This window comes from Spirochaetae bacterium HGW-Spirochaetae-1, assembly GCA_002839375.1.
In the GTDB taxonomy this organism is placed as follows: domain Bacteria; phylum Spirochaetota; class UBA4802; order UBA4802; family UBA5550; genus PGXY01.
The window spans coordinates 102,468-121,025 of sequence record PGXY01000002.1 but is presented as its reverse complement, the minus strand read 5'-3'; the positions used below and the strand labels follow the sequence as shown (position 1 = coordinate 121,025).

The following is an 18,558-nucleotide window of genomic DNA, read 5'->3' as shown; positions in this document are numbered from 1 at the left end:
CTTTGATACAACCTGACCATCATCTATTTTGCTGTTATGCCATAGAAGGCGTCGCCTGGAACAAGCTGCTCAACCGTTATCCTATTAAAGCCCGCTTCCTCAAGAAACCGATGCGTCTCGTCCAGACGGGGAAGCGGATAGCATCCCTGTATGGATGTAACGGCCATATTAAGATTGGAAGTTCCCCAGCCGTTTTTTCTGGTATTGAATGAATTTACAATAGCCAGCTCACCGTTCTCCCGGAGCATGGCCCGGATGTTACTGAACACCTGTTTTCGTTCTTCAACAGTGAAATAATAAACAACATTATACATTGTTATTATATCGTATTCATGGCCAAGCTCTGTGGACGGCGTGCGGATATCACCCCCCGTGACAGCAAATTGATTGTCCATCCGCCAGTCTCTCATATTTGCCGCGGCCTGACTTACTACGTTTTCATCATAATCGATGCCCATGCCGTAAACACCCTCATTGACCGAATGAGCCAGTTTCAGGTTATTCCCCGAGCCGCAGCCCACATCAAGTGTTTTAAGTTCCCCTCTCCCGGTAAAGGTTTGCACGACAAAAGTCTTTATCATCGGTTCCAGCAGCTTTCCCCATCGAGCGATTATGGGCCCGGCCTCTTCCAGGTAGGGACCGTTCCCCTCACCGCGAAGCCGATTTCCCGCCTTCCGGTAAATGTCACTGTAATAGGTGGAGCCCGCTTCGATGAGGGCCCGGTTGCAGTCACCTTTCCCTCCCAGAAGATTCTTGAGACGTTTTCCCTTTACGTAATAACGACCTTTTTTTAGAGAAAGTTCACGCAGCGCGCATCCCAGATCAAGAAGCGCGTCAAGGATATCGGCACGCCGAACACCCGATTCCTCCATGATCTCATCTCGTGTAAGCCCCCTGTCCAGAATATCCAGGAGCCCGCTTTCTATGACTGCGTATAAAAACTGCCACCGGACGAAGGCTTTCCAGTCTCCAAGGAAGGGGATCATGCGCATCAGATCCCCGTTGCCCAGTACCGTGAGAATATTCTTTATTTTCATGTCAGAAACCTCCCGATGCAACAAACAATACCGCCATTATTAATTGCAATATGTATATCCCTATAGATCACCATGTCAATCGCGAAAAATAAACACCTTAAAACATCCCTGGAATAAAAATACTGTTGAAAAATTTCTTGACCACACTGATGTTGTACCTTGTTGATAAACGCCATGCATATACTATCACAGTACATTAATATCATAATCAGTTTCATTGACTGGAGGACCTTCTTTGACGTCCCCATCATGGCGCTCATGGTTCTCATCCTGTACAGGACGCTGAAGAGCTCGGGATCATGGAGAATCGGCATGGGGATCGGGGTAATCCTCTTCATCTACTCCATGGCGCGCCTTTTCAGTTTCAGCGGTCTTTCCTGGCTGTTCAACAATGTGAGCAATATTGCGCTCATCGCCCTTATCATCATCTTTCAGCCCGAGATAAGGAAAATATTCGAAAGAACAGCATCGACCCTGAAAATCCGAAAAACTCTCTCCGAGGGGAACCATCTATCGCTGCTAATCTGTGAATCGGTATTCCAGATGGCGGCCGGCAAGCTGGGAGCCATCATCATTCTTCCCGGCAGGGATTCCATCAATTCGAAGGTTTCGGGCGGGATTCACATGAATGGCAGGCCCAGCGTTCCCCTCATACTAAGCATCTTTGACAACCACTCGCCGGGCCATGACGGCGCCATGGTAATTGAAAACGGTGAAATAACCACATTCGGCCTGCGCCTTCCTCTCTCCACATCGACGCGCTACAACAATGAATTCGGCACGCGGCACCACGCATCCCTGGGACTCTCGGAGGCTACCGATGCACTCATAATCACCGTGTCCGAGGAACGGGGTGTCATCTCCCTTTTTCATGAAGGCCAGGTGGAACTGGTGGAAAATGAAAAAGAACTGCAGGACCGCATCGAAGAACACTGGAAAACAGCCGGCGGATTCACCCCCCTTCAGCAGACCCAGGGCAAAAAGATGTCTCTCGTACTGGAAGGGGCTCTGTCCCTTCTGCTGGCCTTTATTTTATGGCTGTCCATTATGGCCACGGTGAGCCAGACCAAGGAACTGGTCACTACCATTCCCATAGAGTACCGGCTTGCCGATAAAATGATCATTTCCGGCGATAAACCCATTATTGCACGTATAAAAATCTCAGGACCGGCCTCGGAGATAAACCTGGTGAGGCCCGAGGAACTGAAGGCCACCGTGGACCTGAAGCAGTCAAAACCGGGAAAAGTGACGATTTCCGTGGCCAGGAACATCATCAACCTGCACCACAATATCAACCTCATCGATGCCCAACCGTCAAATTTTGACGTGGACCTCTATTCCTTTGTGCAGCAGGATGTCATAATCAAACCTCAATTGGTCGGCGCTCTCCCGGCGGGGCTCGATATTCTATCGGTGGAGGTTACGCCTGAAAAGCTGCAGGTAATGCTCGCCACGGAAAAAAACTCCAACGAGGAAATATACCTCACCACGACCCCCATCTTCCTGCAGAATATCAGCCAGAACACTACAATTCGATGCAAGGTCATAGCTCCTCCTGAAATTATCAGTCTCGAAGCAAAACCTCTGCCCGATGTTTCTGTCACCATAATCATCAAGAAACGCGGAGTAAAATAAAAACACTATAAATATTTGAATTTATAAAAGATGCCCCTTCTTCCAGGGGCATTTTGCTGTCGGGATTTCCGTTTTATATTACTCGGCGTTGTCAGGTCCGGATTTCACTCTTTTCGAATGAAGGAAGCCTATTTGGGCTATAATTTTATCGAGCTGTTGCATCTTCTCATCGGATATTTCCGGTATCTTCACCACCTTCCCTACCGGGGTCAGACCCTTAAAGGTGTGCTTTAAAAGAAATTGAAACATCTGCTCCTTGGAGTGCTCGCTGAAAAGAAATTCCACCCAGGGGAAATCAAGATTTTTAGCGATTTCCCTCTGGTTCTCATAAACAATGATAAATGAAACCATCTGCATTATTACCATGTAGGTATTTTCGGTTTCAAAGACACCCTGGTCAACACCGTACTGAATGACTTCCACAAAACTGGAAATTCTCGGATAAAAATATTTGCTCATGAGGTTTTTCAGGTTATTCCGTCCCTCGGCAACCTCGCGGGATATTATTCTGATAAAATCGGGATCAAAGGCTCCCAGGGGAAGGTTGACGAGGAGATAAATACCCATATACAGCGTTTCCTCGGGGGAAAGAGACCATCCTTCCATCTCTTTCCGTATGAGCTGTTCGTCCTCGAGGAAATAATAATGATGCAGCACCTCTTCATAAAGCTTTTCTTTCGTATCAAAATAATAATGAAGCAGTGCCTGGTTGGCGCTGGCACGTTTGGCAATGGCGCCCATTCTGGCGCCGTCGAAACCCTTATCGGAAAACTCTTCCTTCGCAGCCTGAAGTATTCTTTCCTTCGTTTCAAGATGTTTATCAATTGAAGCCATTTTATCCTTCCACTCGATTCTTTATGCCGGTCGATCTATTCAAAAAATCAGATGGCAAATATGTGCCGATAATATAAGTCACCCTAAAAGAGGCGCGGCAAATATGCAAATATTTTCTGCTATTTAATTTTATTTTCCTTAAATATGACAGGGCGAATGCTGATAATAATGAATACAGGGACCGTTTTAATAATCCGATCGGCCCGGTCCCTGTCAATGGAAAAAAAATGAATATGCCGATTTACCGTAATAATAAAAATTTTTTCCTCTTTTCAGCGGTTTATTCATTCTATACAATTGGGGGAACACAGCTCAATACCATGCTGGAAGCAAAAAAAAATCGTGAGTTCAGAAAATGCTATAGCCAGTATTATCCCCTCGTATGCAGCGTTCTTGTATCAAGGGTGGGAAGCATTGATGATGCCGAGGATATCTGCCAGGAGGTATTCATCCGCTTCTTCAATCACTTCCAGGATATCAGGGATAAGAAAAAATGGCTCATGACGGCAGTCCGGTTCGAGATAACCAACTATTACAACAAAAAAGCCACGGCCAGGAGCAATGCCGATGATATTGACGGGTTGTCCGATACAGTTTCTATTTCAGATGAGGATACGTTTCAGGACAGCCGTATAATCATAAAAGAAGTACTGGAAGACAGGACCATCTACAACAGTGAAAAGGAAAAAAATTTATTCGAGCTGGTGGCTATCCATAACTTTTCTTTTAAAGAGGCCGGCAGATATCTCGATATGACGCGATGGCAGGCTGAATACAGGTATAAGCAGGTGGAGAACCGTGTCATATCCAGTCTGAAGGAAAAGGGAATCAGGGAAATAGGTGATCTCCTATGAGAAATAAAAAACCTAAAAAACAGAAATTGCAGCAACTGCTGGGTCATTACAACCTTGCCATGCCGGTAACCGGCGAAATACAGGAGCGTATGGCCCGCCGGATGGGCCCTATCTACTCATCGGTGGTGGAAAAAACATCACGGTACACCCTCATCTCGGCCATCATTACAGGCCTGTACTTCCTCGTAAAAAAAACCGGCATCCCCCTGACCTTTGTTAAAATTACTGCCGCTCTCGCGATAAGTATACCCGTGGTCACAGTCATATACATCGGTGCTTCCGGAAGCAAAACTCCCGCGGTCCCCCTGTCATATACAGTTACCATAAAACCCTTCACCAGTTCCAGCCTTGGCAGGGAAACAGGCAGGCTTGTGGCGACCAGAATTCACGAAAAACTGAACAGGCTTCATAACGCGTCCTATTCCCGCATCGCCGAAAATACCATAATCAAAGGTACACCCTGGGCCCTCTTTGGCAGCATCGAAAAGCCCGACGAATCGATTCATATCTTTATCAAAATTATCAACGCCAGGACATCACAGATGATCTTCATCACGGAAGAACAGATATCTTCTCTGAGTGACCTGGACCGGGCCGTAGACCGCATCTGCCGGCGCCTTCCGCCATTAAAGGGCAAATAACAGGAACGCCTTAAAATTCCACTTTATCTTGACATAAACACTGATATAGGAGTAATCTGCCGCTGGAAGATTATTTAATGATAAAAGCCTGCCAGTGAAAAGATTATCATATCACCGCATAATGAACCTGCTTATTTCCTGCACGGCAGTTTCCATCCTTTGCCTCACATGTCTCATATCCATGCATGCCCATGCAGCAGAAAAAAAACGCGTTGCAGTCCTCCAGTTCAATCCCGTAAAAGCCCCGCAGTCCTACAGCAACATGGTGAGAAATTATGTGGAAATGAAGCTGCACGGCGAAAAAGACATGTTCGTTCTGGAACGTGAACAGATCAATGCCAAGGAAGACCTGAAGGAACTGCGGGAATACGGGTGTAATGACAGTTCCTGTGCGGTACTGGCCGGGCGTTCCCTGTCGGCCCGGTATGTTGTTTACGGCACCGTATCGGGAAACCGCCCTTATACCATTACCATGCGGGTACTGAGCGTTACCGATGAAAAAATAATATCGGAATATAATGAATCATACGCAAATATCAAAAAAACAAGAAAAACCGTTAATACACTGACGGAAAAAATTATTGCGGACATTCGGAAGCACAGCAAAAAAACAGCCGGCAACGGCAGAAAGACGAAAACTGTAAAAAAACACTCATGTGCCATTGATACACACGCATACTTCAGCATATTCCAGCCCCTGGGAAAACTCCATGATCTGGTAAGGACCGGCGTCGGCCTGCAAGCCGGAATAACCCTCTCGGACATACAACTGGCCGTGGTAAATCTTCCCCCGGAACTGATACTGGGATTTGACACGGGTTTCTTTATTTCCCATGGAAGAGACAATGATTCGGACAGGTTCTATATGTTCCCCTTCCTGTTCTCTGCCGGATATCATATCCCTTTTTACCGGCATTTTTATGTGATTCCCCGGATTTCCCTGGGAGCCGCCTATCTGCGTTTCTACCATGCCTATGGTCACGGATTCGACATGGATGATAATTCCGTCAGGCATGCCCTGGACCCGGCCCTGGGCTCAGAACTGGTTTTAGGCTACCATGTCTATGAAGGACTTTACGCTGAAACGGCCATAACCTATGGCATGCTGCTTGAATCTTCCGGGCCTGTACATACCCTGCTTTTCCAGGCTGGCATCAGATACCGCCTGGACTGGTCCGGTCCCCGCCAGTAACCTGAATAATCGATGACAGGGGGTGCAGCCCCCCTGCTCAGAAAAAAAATATAAACCCCTCATTTTTTTTCCTCGTTTTTGCACTTTCCCCATTCTTAGTTTGTGAAAGCAGGGAATATAGTAAACCATATAACCTGCGAATCGATACTACATACAAAACCATATATCAATGGAGAAATACCATGAGATTTAAAAATTTTCTTCTGATACTCAGCTTTCTCCCTCTTCTTTCTTCAACGGGCTGCTTCAGCGACGCCGTCAGCAGCGATGAGGGACAGGCCCGCACGGCTCTTCTCATATTCGATGATGCCTTCAGGACCTCAGGGCAGGAATTCGCCCAGACCTATTACTACAATACCAACCGGTGCATCGTCGATACGCTCAATGAACAGGGCAGCGCTTTCTGGGTAGAGAACCCCATAAAGGATATCGTAGACCTGGGTCTCAGCGGCGCTACCCAGGGATCAGTGGATGCCCTTATGCAGCTCATTCGCAATGCCGTTCTTAATCCCTGGACCCTGCTGGACAATACATCACTGAACGGAACATTCGGCTGTGTGACCTGGTCCACGGGCGTAAATTTCGACCTGCAGGTCATTCAGTCCGCATATGATCTCTTCAATTCCGACTGGTGGACCCTTACCGTACAGAGTTCCTTCACCAACTGTCCTTCTATCGACGGAAATTTCCTTACGGAAATATCGGGCTCGCGCATCGGCATCGTTTACCAGGTCCATGTAACAGGCACATTTAATGTAACGGCGGTTCCCGGCGAGGAATTCGATATCGACATCGTCTACAACCTGGAAGAATGTCTCAAGACCTGGGACTGTGTCGACTGGGAAGGCACAATCAACGGCATTACAATTCAGGATCTTTATTAAAATACGAGGCTATTATTGCAATTTATTCTTGCATAAACGTGCTGTCATGCGTACATTACCCCCCAAGTAATGGCATGACAGCACTTTTTTTTATTCTCAGAATTAAGGATGCAAAATATGAAAAGGATATGTTTTTTTACAGTACTCATCATATCAGCCCTTGCCATCACAGGGTGCGAGGACCTGATCAACGGCATGGATTCCCATGCGAGGCTGAGCGTTGAAGATACGGCCGATGTTTTCACCGAATTCGTTCTCATGAATTTCAATTCCGATAACGGGGCCCTTACCATCGCACCTGAAACAATCGACACAGTTTCAGGAATGTCCATCGAAGCAGACTCCTCCTCAACATGCCTGACCATGACCGGTGATTCCTTCGTCCCCTACACCGGCACGACCTGGGACGCATCCATCACACTCACCCTGGATAATTGTTCCGCTTCGGATGACGGTACGGTCTTCGATGGAACCATTCATGCCCGGTTATCTGGTCTCCAGGGTTCCGTATCAAGCTTTGATTTTACCGGCACCCTGCAGATTGAGGGGGATATAGAAGGCACGCTTTCCCTGGATCTTCATTACGAAGTTGATTCTTCCTGCCTCCTTTATCTTGATTGCTGGGAAGGCTCAATCAATGGCTATTCAATACAGGAAATAAGAAATGCACTCCTGAAATAATCCTCCTCTTCATTCCTGACCAATCCCATTTTATCGTTTGACAAATCCCCCGTCCAAAGATACGCTATTCATCATTCCCCTAAATCATAGCAGCCCCGGAACCTGGAGGTATCAAATATGAGAAAACACCTGTCTCTGCCATCTCTATTCATACTGGCGCTTATTATTCTATTTACCGGCGACATCCATTCCCAGGTCTACGAGGCTTCACTCTGCACAAAGGAAGGCAATACAGCACTGCCGTCCCTGATTAAAAAAGGCATTATTCCGGAACTAACGTGGTGGGGAAGCTGGCACCTGGGAACCTATGTCTGCGACTGGAGCACGTCATACCTCAAGGCTACGGGCAAGGGTCCTGATGTTCCTCCCGACACCGGCGAAGATGCCCCTGATCGGCTGAACGATTATGAGATGGCCCATGAGAAGTGGTCATGCATGTACAGCGTATGGAGCGCTATGGACGGCAACACTGCAACAGCCTGGTGCGAGGGGAAAAAAGACGAAGGGGTCGGAGAAATCCTCATTATCAAGGCTGATATTTCGCGACCCGTACGTATCTGGAGCGGACTGGGAGCCAATGACAAACTGTACATGGCAAACAACCGCCCGCAGAAAATCAGGGTGACGGTGATGCAGGCCCGTGAGGCAAAAATGATCATCGGCCAGTATGCTGAAGCCATCGAGTATAAAAATATTACCGTCCTCGCCTCGCATGAGGTAGAACTGAAGGATATTAACGGCTGGCAGCCCCTGCCTCTGCCGGCTCATAAACGGATGTCCTTCAGCAGCGTCAGCGAACATGGGGAGCCTGTAATAAAACAAGAGGACAGCACACTCATCGCCCTGGAGATTCTTTCCGTATACCGGGGGACAAAATATAATGACACCTGCATATCCGAAGTAAGCAACATGCCGATTAAAAAATAGGACCTGTACATGATAACTCTCTTTATACATACATTCATAAAATTCTTTTTTCTCCTGACACCATTTTTCCTGCTGTCCACGTTTCTGTCCATGACAAGGGACATGAACTATCACATGAGGAAGAAAATCGCCTTCAAGGTGGCCTTTTCACTTATCATCATCAGCATCATACTTCTTCTCCTGGGAAACCAGATATTCATGGTCTTCGGCATAACACTCAATTCCTTCAGGATAGGCACGGGCATTCTGCTTTTCCTCTCGGCAAAGGACCTGGTACAGGGCAGTGATATCCCCGAGGCGGAAGATCCCGATCAGGACATTGCAGTTGTGCCCCTGGCCATACCCGTGGCCATCGGCCCGGCAACCACGGGGGCACTTCTGGTCATGGGCGGCGATCTGCCCGATTTCATTCACCGCGTAACGGGCATCTCGGCCGTTCTCACGGCCATTTTCTGCGTGGGACTGCTCCTGTATATAAGCGGCTACATTGAAAAGATACTGAAAAGAAGAGGGCTCGTGATACTGAGCAAAATTACCGGCCTTGTCCTTGCCGCGCTGGCCGCGGAAATGGTCATGACCGGTATCAAGGGGTTCATGAAATGACCCGGTTTGACGGGGATTCGTCAGTCAAACCAGTATTTCCTGATGGCCGTGTTATCATCATAGTTATTCGTGGAAAAATCGAACTCAAAAATATTAAAAGGCAGCGCAGCCTTATTTATCCTTAGTTCTAATCCAGCGCCTACACCAATCGATACGGGAATGCTGATATTACTTTGATCCAGTACATTGTCAAGCCGGGCCGACCAGCTACCGCTATCAATGTCATAATCGACGCAGAGCTGATACTCGCCGTAACCGTCCGCACTGATATATCCGATATAGTAACAGCTTATCCCGCTGCCGGGAGCCACGGGATTCCCGTCATTGAATGAAACGTATATCCAGAGATAGGTATTATCCTGGGCGAGGTAGTATTTTGCAATATCCATCCCCCCCGTTGCCGACCGGGAATCATTGGCAGCATCACTGTAGTAGCTGTTAACATCATCATACAATGCGTCCCTGTTTCCCTCCAATGTCAGGCCGTTTATACTGGTAATTTTCCCTCGTGAAGCGGCATCCTCAAGGTCATCAGCCAGGTCGAAGCAGGAAAAAGCCGTTAGTGTAATGGCGATGATCACAAAATATTTTATAATTTTTTTAGTTTTCATTTTTCTACCTACCAGTTAAATGTCATTCCGATATTGATAAGGCCGAGATACGTTTTTGATACAGGAAACCATCGATGCTCCACAAAGGGCATGGCATTGGTCCTGCGAAAAATCCGCACGGGCACCTGGATTCCCGTAATCACGGCAGGACTGTGGTAAAAACTTGATTCATACAGTCCGCCGACTGATGCTCCGCCGCTATCGAACTTCTGATCACCGTAAGAGCCCAGCATAAAAAGCGAATAACCGGCTCCGCCGTAAAAGGTCAGGGCAACACGGCGTTTTACCAGCTCCATGGAATAACCCAGTGTAGCATCGAAGTTAAAAAGCATATTCCCCACCTCGATCAGCTGTGTTTTATCCACGGTACGGAAATATATGCCGCTGAATCCCAGTCCCCAGTGGAGGGCCCGGGCCGGGGAATTATAGAATTTTACCGAGGGACCAAAACCATCCCTGAAATTCTTCCCCAGAAGGCCAGGAGAAACTGCATAAGCACCTCCGAGACCGACATATAGCGAATCCCATGTCTGGCCCTGGCCAACCAGTATAAGTTCATTCACATCCGTGGCCCCTGACGGTTTTTCCCTCTCCGGAGCGGGAACCTTTCTGAGCACGGACTTTTTTGCTATGGTAAATTCCCGTGCATCACCAAGGTCATCCCTGACGACATAGTTTCTTTTTGTCTGGCCCACGATATAGACATCCACGAAGGAGCCATTCACTTTGTACATTCTGTACTTCTTCTTATAGCCATTGGATTTGACTATTCGTTTTATTTTTTCTGAGCCAATTGTCAGCCGGTCGATAGTATCATTTTTGATAACTACTTCCCTGGCTGTGCGTTTCACTATGGCCCCCTCAATGATGCTGCCGTTATTCAGAAAAACCGAAACGGCATAAAGCTGTTCCCGTGTAACCAGCATGACGCATATGAGTATTATGATTTTGATGCCTTGCGCTTTCATTATATTTTCCTTTTACTCTCAGGATCGTGACCACATTGGCAGCCAGTCACGGATAAACTGATGTCGTATGCAAAAAATAAATCTGATGAATATAATAAAAGATTCATGCATCGTCAAAAAATTGTGGTAAAAAGTTTTTTATTTTTAATTTTTTTTGGAAGAAACACATAATAAAACCCGCCGCGGCGGGATGTTTGTCTTGTTCGAATTTTCCATTGCAGGGCGAATAGAGCAGATTTCAAAGGTGTGTATGTCCAGAAAATCTATAGCCATATATGAATGGATGCCGTAAAGACCCGGGCGGGCCTTCACGGCATCACCAGCCTATTCTGCAGGATACATTTTCTCGACGAGATCGCGGTATTTCTCCATAACGACCTTGCGTTTGATTTTCTGTGTCGGTGTGAGTTCCCCGCCATCCTGGGTAAATTCCTTCGCCAGGATGGTAAAGGCCTTTATCTTTTCATACTGCGCCAGCTCCCGGGAATTGGCGTCAATTCTATCCTTGTAAAAAAGTATGACCTGATCGTTCTTCACCAGGTCCTCCCGCGACGTATAGGTTATGCCCTTTTCCTTCGCATAATCCTCAAGGGCCGGGAAGTTGGGAATGATGAGAGCGCTTACATATTTTCTTTTATCCCCAATGGTGCAGATCTGCTCGATGTAATGGTCCATGCCCACCAGTGTCTCAATGTGAAGGGGAGCGATGTTCTTGCCTCCCGATGTTATGATGAGATCCTTGATCCTGTCGGTTATCCGGAGATATCCATCCCGGTCAATGATTCCCACATCGCCGGTTTTCATATATCCATCGGCCGTAAAGGCTTCTTTTGTATCTTCGGGTTTGTTGTAATACCCTTTCATCACATTGGGTCCCTTCACCTGGATCTCTCCGGTTTCGTCGTCTATGCGGACCTGCACCTCGCTCACGATACGTCCCACGGTACCGAACTTGAAATGGGCCGGTGCATTGAATGATATAAGAGGCGATGTCTCGGAGAGACCATATCCCTGGACCACCAGCAGGCCGGCGGCAAAAAAGAACTCTTCGATCTCTTTTGCCAGTGGTGCCCCTCCGGCTGAAAAAAAGTTCTTGGGTCCGCCCACCACATCTCTCATTTTACTTAAAACCAGTTTATCAGCGATAGCATGCTTGATGCCCAGTATGGGTCCCACAAATTTTTTATCCTTCTTCCTGTTGGCATATTTCTGCCCCGCGTTGAAGGACCAGTGAAAAAGGGCCCGTTTAAACGCCGATCCCTTCTCGAGACGGTCATGGACTGTGGAATAAATTTTTTCATACAGCCTGGGAACACTTACCATGGCAGTGGGCCTGACCTCGCTGAGATATTCCAGTATCTTCTTCGTATCCTCCAGGTAATTGTTCTCGCCGCCGTGGGAAAACACCACATAGGACCAGCTTCTTTCATAGACATGACTCAGGGGGAGAAAACAGAGTGACCGTTCTTTCTCGGTGATATTGAAACCGGCATCTACGGCCCTGAGCTGGTGAGCAAAATTGGAGTGCGCCAGCATGACCCCCTTGGGATCACCCGTGGTTCCCGATGTATAGATCAGTGTTGCCAGGTCATCGGAGGTTGCCGCTTCCAGAAGGGCCCTGATATCGCCGGTCCGGGGATTTTCCATTCCCTTTTTAAGGAGATCGCTGAAATACAGGGAATCATCATCGCTTATATTTATTTTATCATCCATGGCGATGATTTTATTCAAGGTTTTCGATTTCTTTATGACGAACTTCAGTTTATCGTACTGCACCTGGTCACCGGCAAAACATATCCTGATAGACGCGTCATCGATTATATACTCGGCCTGTTTTGCCGTGTTGGTTCCATATATGGGAACCGTGACGCCGCGGATGCTTAAAATAGCGAAATCACATACAGGCCACTGGGGTTTATTCCCGGAAAATATCCCCACCATCTCTCCTTCCTTCACATTCAGGCCGAGAAGAGCGCCTGCCATGGCATCAATTTTCTGCCCCAGTTCCCTGTAGGAAGTCGATTGCCAGACTCCGTCCACCTTGGCCCGCAAGGCAGTCCTTTCACTGTGCATTTCAATACTTTTCCGAATCATTGAAGCTAAATGTTGGTTATCCATAAACACCACCCTGACAGTATTTAATAGTTATATTCTCTATAAAGTATTTATTGTTATCTAGTGTCAAAAAATGAGGCTTTAAAAGTCAACATATAATTCTTATTTGTCCATCAATATGCTTATTCATTGATTTCCGGACCATATTCAGACCATTTTTTACTTGAAGATTTAGGATGATAATAAAACTGTATCATTGAGAATTGTTTGCAGGGCATGGACGACAGGATACTGAATCCCTGATAAAAAAAGAAAACCAATGTGATCGATGAATATAATGAATAAAGAACTATCACTGCCCAGCGAAAGTGAATGCATGAGAATAATGGAGGAGTATGAAATGCTCCCCAATATAGTCGAACATTCCATCCAGGTAAAAAATGTCGCCTGCGCCATAATGGATCATCTGAAGGATGATGTCAAAATAAACAGGAGCATGGTCATCAGCGGATCACTTCTCCACGATATCGCGAAAACACGAACTATCAAAACCAGGGAACTGCGCCATGATCTTATCGGCGGCGAGATGCTCCGGAAAATGAATCTTGACTCCCTGGCAGAGATATGCGAGTCCCACGTCGTATTCCAGGACTTCAATGCCCGGGGCCCCCTGGAGGAGAGGGAAATTGTGTTTTATGCCGATAAACGCGTGATGCATGACACGGTGGTCACTCTCGACGATCGTGTCGAAGATCTGGTTCACCGTTACGGGGTAAACGACAAGGTCAAGTCTCTCATCAGGGAAAATAAACATTTCGTCCTCCAGATTGAAACAAAAATTCGGGACTGCATGACAGTCGATCTTGATACTGTGCTCACGAAGCTATGACGGGCCGGTTTCTCATACTTGACTGCTATGTCGATGAACCTGCCTGTTTCGGGGTCCCTCCCTTTATTTCACCCTACCCGCGTTATATTTACGGCGCTCTCATGGATGCCGGAATTCCGCCCGGGCGAATTGATTATGCAACTATTGACCGGCTCAGAGCTGAAGGTTTCAGGATAGCGGCCGCGTATGAACATGTATTTCTCGTGGGTGGTGCCGTTGTTCCTGGCAGATACCTGGGTTCCCACATCGGGACGATGGCGGAACTGAAAAAAATAATTGAAACTAACAGCCGCCTGAACTTTGCCGTGGGCGGGCTCATCAGTTCCGTTTTCCAGCATCCCGGGAACAACTCCCTGGCCATCACGGGCGATATCGAGAAATTCGCCTACACACTGGCTTCGGGAAATGCCGTTGACACCCGGCGCACCACGGATGAAATCGCCCGGTGGGCCGTCCTGGGAGCCCCGGTAGTGGCCATGCATCCCCATTTCCCCCATATCATCTGTGAGATGGAAACCTACCGGGGATGCCCGCGCCTGAACCACTGTTCCTTCTGTTCCGAGGGGCTCTTCAAAACCGTTGAATTTCGCCGCGCCGGAGACATCCTGGCCGAAATCGATTCTCTCATTGCCACGGGAGTGAGCCGTTTCAGGCTGGGCAGGCAGGCCGATATCCTTCAATATGGAACATCCTTCAGTGAATTCTCCATGGGATTTCCCAGGCCCGATCCATCTCCCGTCATAGATCTTTTCCGTCAGCTGAAAGACCGCCGGGACCGCGGGCTGATATCAGTCCTCAACATCGACAACGCAAATCCCGGAACCATCGCCCGATTTCCCCGTGAGTCGACGCAGATACTGGAAGCCATCACCGACGCCGTAACCCCGGGCGATACCATGGCCCTGGGAATTGAATCCTTTGATCCTGACGTTATCGCGCACAACGGGCTCAAGGTTACCGGTGAAGAGGCGGTGGAAGTCATCAGGCTCATTAATAAGATAGGCGGCATCAGGCGCGGCGGTATCCCCGTCATACTGCCGGGCATCAATCTCATACAGGGACTCAGGGGAGAGACCGCCGAGACCTTCAGCATCAATCACCAGTGGCTTCTCCGGATCAGGGACGAAGGCCTGCTGATCAAAAGAATCAATATCAGGAAACTCCTTCCTTTCCCGGGAACGGTCCTTTACAATGAGAGGGAGCGCACATCGCAGAAGCTCCTCAACCGCTTCGAGTTTTACCGCGCCAAAATACGGCACGACATCGACATCCCCATGCTGAAAGCCATCTATCCCCCGGGCACCCTCGTGACTGACAACCTGCTTCTGGAGCATCACGACGGATATTCCCTGGCGAAACAGATAGCCAGCTACTCCATCACCGTGAAGTATCCCGTGGAGCTTCCCCTGGACACTTTCCAGGATGCCGTTGTAACGGGCCACAGGGAACGCTCCCTCATAGCCCTTCCCTCACCGATTGCCGTCAACAGCCTGCACCAGAAAGCCCTGGAGCTGATTCCCGGAATAAGCAAAAAGGGTGCGTCGGATATCATCATACACCGACCCTTCGCCGACCTGGCACAATTTCACACTTTCCTGAAGGAGCGGGATATCCACATACCTGACACGATCCTCAGGCACTGCACGGCATGACAACACCTGCCGGATGCTAAAAAAAAATGCAGATACTTGTCGATTTTATGATTGCTTTATTGTATCTTGAATTATAAACATCAGACGATAACGATATACGAAAAAAGAGGCCGGTCCATGGACACGAGAGAGTTTATCATACTTATATGCGTCTCGGTTCTCATGTACATCGCAATATCTTCCTTGCCCGGTTTTTACTGGGAGAAAGCGGTCAATTTCTTGCGCTATACGGCATTACTTGACCGCCGCGAAATGGAAGACAGGCGCTCTTACGGGGACAGAAGAAGCTACGCCAGGGAGTCCTTCGAAAGAAGGATACATCATCGAAGGGTTTACGACTGATTTCCACCCGATCTGACGCGCTTTAGTATGATGAAAATTGACGATAAATTCTATTCAGGGGGATGTTTTATCCAGGGAATGGCGGTCTGCCGCTCTGCCGGATTTAAAAAATATGCATAATAATATTACCAGTATTTCCGATCCGTTTCGGTTCAATGATCTGTTCAAACAATATTTCTCCGGCGGCGATGTGTTTCTCCGGCTTCCCAACGGTCCGATAAAAGCGCGTTTTCTCGGATTCACCGACGGGAAAGCGGCATTCGAAATCCCCCAGATAAAAACCGTCGGAGATGAATGCGTTATTTACGCCCAGACCAAGGAAGAGGTAACCTATGCCTTCCTTAAACTTTACGAGCAGCAGGACGGCGGCCTTTTCATTTTTTCGCCCCTGCGGTTTCAGATACTCTCCCGATCCGAGGAGAGAAAAACACTGGAATCGGGTTCGACAAAACTGGTTTACGTAACAAACGTAATATCGGATTTCATCATCGAAAACAGTCTCGCCATGTCCCAGAAAAAAACCGACAGCATCAGGGATGTGGCCGTAGATGAGCTGGATAACGCCTTCCAGTTTGTAAAAATTTTCCTCTGCAATGAAGGCCGAAGCGATGCGCGGATGAAGTATTTCCAGTCAGAACGTGTTCCCATCTATATCCCCGATTTCACAGCACAGATTAGCAGCAGGGACGCGAAAAAAATCAATTACTATATAAATGAGATCTACGCGAAGGATACCGTTCTGAAAAAAAACAGCAGCCTGATTTCCGAAATTTCCGTCCCCTTTCTCCATCAATCCAGGCTTCCCTATGGCTATATCCAGATTAACAGTGCCACCCCCTTCATGCAGGCGACCCTGGCGCAGTTGAAAAAATATTCCATACGCCTGGACAAGCTCTTTGCCACGGCCGGCATTTTCAGCAGTCTCAGTGAAAAACTGATTGTGAGCAACATCTCCCCCAGCGGTTTCGGTATAATCCTCGGGGAAAGGAAGACGATACGGTATTTTAAAGAAAATTCGCAGGTATCCCTGGACATGCATCTTCCCGGAAACACCAGAGCATCCATCCTGGCAAACGTAAAACATATAGGCACCGGCAAAAATAACAATCTCACCGTAGGCTTTCAGATCACGGACATGGACGCTCTGAGCGAGGTCAATTATACGGAATTCATTGATTACCTGAAGAAAAAAGGTTCCTAGCCGTTCCGGCCGTATTTTTCAAACATATACATCAAAAAGACATAATATTTTGATTTTGAAAGATCCCGTTGATATATTTGAGGTGGATACACCGGAACTATCAATGGTAGAACTCAACATCATCATATTTATTACCGTACTGTCCCTGATTTTTCTGCTCATCATGCGGGTGATGAATGGAGAAACGGACGAAAATCCCGATCATGAAAGAAGAGGGAGAGATAGGAGGTTCATGCAGAGGCGTTCCGTAGACAGACGGGACGACTACCAGCACTTCCATCTCTTTGACCGAAGGACAGCGGAACCTGTCCTTGAAAGACGGACCTATGACCGCAGGCTGATGGAACGACGATCGATGAACCGGATGGTGCAGTGCCTCTGAATTGATCGTGTTGCCGGCTCAACACGATCAATGGCAATATATTCCAAAGATATTATGCTCCTTATTACTATGGCGCTCACCGCCCCAGCAGCTTCTTCAGGCGCGGAATGAAAACTTCAGCGGCCTCATCCCCTCTCTTCATGTGCTCTTCACCGATATTGTTGATGAAATAGTTTTTCCAGCTCGAGAGCTCATCATGGGCGTTATTGGGCTCAATTACGATCTGTGCGCCGCGGCAGCAGTGGCGGGCCAGGTGGTGACGAAGCAGATCGATGCTGCGCGTCGTCACCCGCGGAAGGGATTCCACGTCGTCCGCGGCGAACAGCCCCTCGCGGGAATAGTTGTCAAGATTCACGGCGATGATAATATCGGCGCCCATTTCCTTCACCACCGATACGGGCACGGGATTCACCACACCACCGTCGATAAGAAAGCGGCCGTCGACAACTCCGGGAATGAATACCGACGGCACCGACATACTGGCGCGGAGCGCCGGGGAAAGCTTCCCACGGGAAAACACGACTTCACTGCCCGTTATTATATCTGCCGCCGATATGCGAACCGGTATCTTCGTCGATTCAAAATCGGCGCTTCCCAGCCAATTATCCAGAAGCCGCTGCACCTTTGTTCCTTTTACAATGCCCCCTTTAAGTGTCAGTTCAAAAAATGTATTCAGCTTTTCAAGCCGTTTTCCCACGGTGAACTGTTCAAGGCGAGGGATATCTTCAAACAGGGCGTAGTGCGCCCCGACCCAGGCCCCGATACTGGCCCCGGCAATATAATCGATGGGGATACCATGCCGGCAAAGGCATTTGATGACTCCCACATGGGCAAGCCCCCGTATGCCGCCGCTCCCCAGGGCCAGGCCGACTTTTTTTCTTTTTTTCCCGATAGGCATGTAAACTCCTGACACGATATATTTCCTGATTCTCCTCTGAATCATTAAAAATTGTATATCACAAAATACAAAATAATTCCAACATATCCACCATAGAAAGGGAAAATGCTTGATTATTATTAAATTTTACTTTACATTATGACAAGAAAAATAAGAGTAACTCCCAAGTAAAAATCCGGTGATAATTTCAGTTATCTTCTTTTATCCCGCCCAATTGCGATATAACAATATAACAGGAATCGCTTAACCGGACAACAAATCCCTGGAGGAAT

The 18,558-nt window shown here is 47.8% G+C and carries 18 protein-coding genes; 12 read left to right on the top strand and 6 right to left on the bottom strand.

All coding sequences use genetic code 11. The features are described from left to right. Positions 1-23: 23 nt before the first annotated feature. Positions 24-1,037 (bottom strand): hypothetical protein, encoded by a 1,014-nt coding sequence (locus CVV44_02555; protein PKL40504.1) that lies wholly within the window; start codon positions 1,035-1,037, stop codon positions 24-26. Between the two features lie 174 nt (positions 1,038-1,211). On the opposite strand from CVV44_02555, the gene CVV44_02550 reads away from it, so the two are divergent. Continuing rightward, on the top strand, positions 1,212-2,672 hold the full coding sequence (locus CVV44_02550) for a hypothetical protein (protein PKL40503.1): 1,461 nt from the start codon (positions 1,212-1,214) through the stop codon (positions 2,670-2,672). 78 nt (positions 2,673-2,750) lie between these two features. Here CVV44_02550 and CVV44_02545 read toward each other — a convergent pair whose 3' ends face one another. Beyond that, on the bottom strand, positions 2,751-3,506 hold the full coding sequence (locus CVV44_02545) for a hypothetical protein (protein PKL40502.1): 756 nt from the start codon (positions 3,504-3,506) through the stop codon (positions 2,751-2,753). Positions 3,507-3,733: 227 nt separating this feature from the next. On the opposite strand from CVV44_02545, the gene CVV44_02540 reads away from it, so the two are divergent. From CVV44_02540 to CVV44_02510, 7 genes are all read left to right on the top strand, one after another. Beyond that, positions 3,734-4,360, top strand: coding sequence for a hypothetical protein (locus CVV44_02540; protein ID PKL40501.1), 627 nt, complete (start codon positions 3,734-3,736; stop codon positions 4,358-4,360). Then, positions 4,357-5,001: a hypothetical protein gene (locus CVV44_02535; GenBank protein PKL40500.1), complete on the top strand. Its 645-nt coding sequence runs from the start codon at positions 4,357-4,359 to the stop codon at positions 4,999-5,001. Before CVV44_02540 ends, CVV44_02535 begins: the two co-directional genes overlap by 4 nt. Positions 5,002-5,095: 94 nt before the next feature. Continuing rightward, positions 5,096-6,193: a hypothetical protein gene (locus CVV44_02530; GenBank protein PKL40499.1), complete on the top strand. Its 1,098-nt coding sequence runs from the start codon at positions 5,096-5,098 to the stop codon at positions 6,191-6,193. A gap of 182 nt (positions 6,194-6,375) precedes the next feature. Continuing rightward, positions 6,376-7,077 carry a hypothetical protein gene (locus CVV44_02525; protein PKL40498.1) on the top strand — a complete coding sequence of 234 codons (702 nt, stop codon included), beginning with the start codon at positions 6,376-6,378 and terminating at the stop codon, positions 7,075-7,077. Between the two features lie 117 nt (positions 7,078-7,194). Further along, positions 7,195-7,758, top strand: coding sequence for a hypothetical protein (locus CVV44_02520; GenBank protein ID PKL40497.1), 564 nt, complete (start codon positions 7,195-7,197; stop codon positions 7,756-7,758). A gap of 117 nt (positions 7,759-7,875) precedes the next feature. Continuing rightward, complete coding sequence (locus tag CVV44_02515) at positions 7,876-8,685, top strand: hypothetical protein (GenBank protein PKL40496.1); 810 nt, start codon at positions 7,876-7,878, stop codon at positions 8,683-8,685. A 9-nt stretch (positions 8,686-8,694) separates the two neighbouring features. Next, complete coding sequence (locus CVV44_02510) at positions 8,695-9,288, top strand: hypothetical protein (protein PKL40495.1); 594 nt, start codon at positions 8,695-8,697, stop codon at positions 9,286-9,288. A gap of 20 nt (positions 9,289-9,308) precedes the next feature. Here the strand turns inward: CVV44_02510 and CVV44_02505 are convergent, their stop codons facing one another. The 3 genes from CVV44_02505 to CVV44_02495 form a co-directional block, all read right to left on the bottom strand. Further along, positions 9,309-9,899 carry a hypothetical protein gene (locus CVV44_02505; GenBank protein ID PKL40494.1) on the bottom strand — a complete coding sequence of 197 codons (591 nt, stop codon included), beginning with the start codon at positions 9,897-9,899 and terminating at the stop codon, positions 9,309-9,311. A gap of 8 nt (positions 9,900-9,907) precedes the next feature. Then, positions 9,908-10,867: a hypothetical protein gene (locus CVV44_02500; protein PKL40493.1), complete on the bottom strand. Its 960-nt coding sequence runs from the start codon at positions 10,865-10,867 to the stop codon at positions 9,908-9,910. Between the two features lie 324 nt (positions 10,868-11,191). Beyond that, a complete protein-coding gene (locus tag CVV44_02495) occupies positions 11,192-12,985 on the bottom strand; it encodes a long-chain fatty acid--CoA ligase (GenBank protein PKL40492.1) in 1,794 nt (597 codons plus the stop codon). A 265-nt stretch (positions 12,986-13,250) separates the two neighbouring features. Here CVV44_02495 and CVV44_02490 point away from each other — a divergent pair, with 265 nt between their 5' ends. The 4 genes from CVV44_02490 to CVV44_02475 all read left to right on the top strand — a co-directional run bounded on the left by CVV44_02490 (position 13,251) and on the right by CVV44_02475 (position 17,388). Continuing rightward, positions 13,251-13,811, top strand: a complete 561-nt coding sequence (locus CVV44_02490; GenBank protein PKL40491.1) for a hypothetical protein — start codon at positions 13,251-13,253, stop codon at positions 13,809-13,811. Beyond that, positions 13,808-15,463, top strand: coding sequence for a radical SAM protein (locus CVV44_02485; protein ID PKL40490.1), 1,656 nt, complete (start codon positions 13,808-13,810; stop codon positions 15,461-15,463). The genes CVV44_02490 and CVV44_02485 overlap by 4 nt, the downstream gene beginning before the upstream one ends. A gap of 454 nt (positions 15,464-15,917) precedes the next feature. Continuing rightward, the gene (locus CVV44_02480; GenBank protein ID PKL40489.1) at positions 15,918-17,006 is read left to right on the top strand and encodes a hypothetical protein; all 1,089 of its coding nucleotides are present in this window, start codon (positions 15,918-15,920) and stop codon (positions 17,004-17,006) included. 103 nt (positions 17,007-17,109) lie between these two features. Beyond that, the gene (locus tag CVV44_02475) at positions 17,110-17,388 is read left to right on the top strand and encodes a hypothetical protein (protein ID PKL40488.1); all 279 of its coding nucleotides are present in this window, start codon (positions 17,110-17,112) and stop codon (positions 17,386-17,388) included. 76 nt (positions 17,389-17,464) lie between these two features. Here CVV44_02475 and CVV44_02470 read toward each other — a convergent pair whose 3' ends face one another. Then, positions 17,465-18,331 carry an esterase gene (locus CVV44_02470; protein PKL40487.1) on the bottom strand — a complete coding sequence of 289 codons (867 nt, stop codon included), beginning with the start codon at positions 18,329-18,331 and terminating at the stop codon, positions 17,465-17,467. Positions 18,332-18,558 lie beyond the last annotated feature (227 nt).

What these genes read in the sequence shown, in the direction of transcription:
- CVV44_02535 (PKL40500.1), top strand. Translation starts at nt 4,357, where the DNA reads ATGAGAAATAAAAAACCTAAAAAACAGAAATTGCAGCAACTGCTGGGT.
- CVV44_02510 (PKL40495.1), top strand. Translation starts at nt 8,695, where the DNA reads ATGATAACTCTCTTTATACATACATTCATAAAATTCTTTTTTCTCCTG.
- CVV44_02515 (PKL40496.1), top strand. Translation starts at nt 7,876, where the DNA reads ATGAGAAAACACCTGTCTCTGCCATCTCTATTCATACTGGCGCTTATT.
- CVV44_02495 (PKL40492.1), bottom strand. Translation starts at nt 12,985, where the DNA reads ATGGATAACCAACATTTAGCTTCAATGATTCGGAAAAGTATTGAAATG.
- CVV44_02545 (PKL40502.1), bottom strand. Translation starts at nt 3,506, where the DNA reads ATGGCTTCAATTGATAAACATCTTGAAACGAAGGAAAGAATACTTCAG.
- CVV44_02520 (PKL40497.1), top strand. Translation starts at nt 7,195, where the DNA reads ATGAAAAGGATATGTTTTTTTACAGTACTCATCATATCAGCCCTTGCC.
- CVV44_02550 (PKL40503.1), top strand. Translation starts at nt 1,212, where the DNA reads ATGCATATACTATCACAGTACATTAATATCATAATCAGTTTCATTGAC.
- CVV44_02540 (PKL40501.1), top strand. Translation starts at nt 3,734, where the DNA reads ATGAATATGCCGATTTACCGTAATAATAAAAATTTTTTCCTCTTTTCA.
- CVV44_02505 (PKL40494.1), bottom strand. Translation starts at nt 9,899, where the DNA reads ATGAAAACTAAAAAAATTATAAAATATTTTGTGATCATCGCCATTACA.
- CVV44_02500 (PKL40493.1), bottom strand. Translation starts at nt 10,867, where the DNA reads ATGAAAGCGCAAGGCATCAAAATCATAATACTCATATGCGTCATGCTG.
- CVV44_02470 (PKL40487.1), bottom strand. Translation starts at nt 18,331, where the DNA reads ATGATTCAGAGGAGAATCAGGAAATATATCGTGTCAGGAGTTTACATG.
- CVV44_02475 (PKL40488.1), top strand. Translation starts at nt 17,110, where the DNA reads ATGGTAGAACTCAACATCATCATATTTATTACCGTACTGTCCCTGATT.
- CVV44_02525 (PKL40498.1), top strand. Translation starts at nt 6,376, where the DNA reads ATGAGATTTAAAAATTTTCTTCTGATACTCAGCTTTCTCCCTCTTCTT.
- CVV44_02490 (PKL40491.1), top strand. Translation starts at nt 13,251, where the DNA reads ATGAATATAATGAATAAAGAACTATCACTGCCCAGCGAAAGTGAATGC.
- CVV44_02555 (PKL40504.1), bottom strand. Translation starts at nt 1,037, where the DNA reads ATGAAAATAAAGAATATTCTCACGGTACTGGGCAACGGGGATCTGATG.
- CVV44_02485 (PKL40490.1), top strand. Translation starts at nt 13,808, where the DNA reads ATGACGGGCCGGTTTCTCATACTTGACTGCTATGTCGATGAACCTGCC.
- CVV44_02480 (PKL40489.1), top strand. Translation starts at nt 15,918, where the DNA reads ATGCATAATAATATTACCAGTATTTCCGATCCGTTTCGGTTCAATGAT.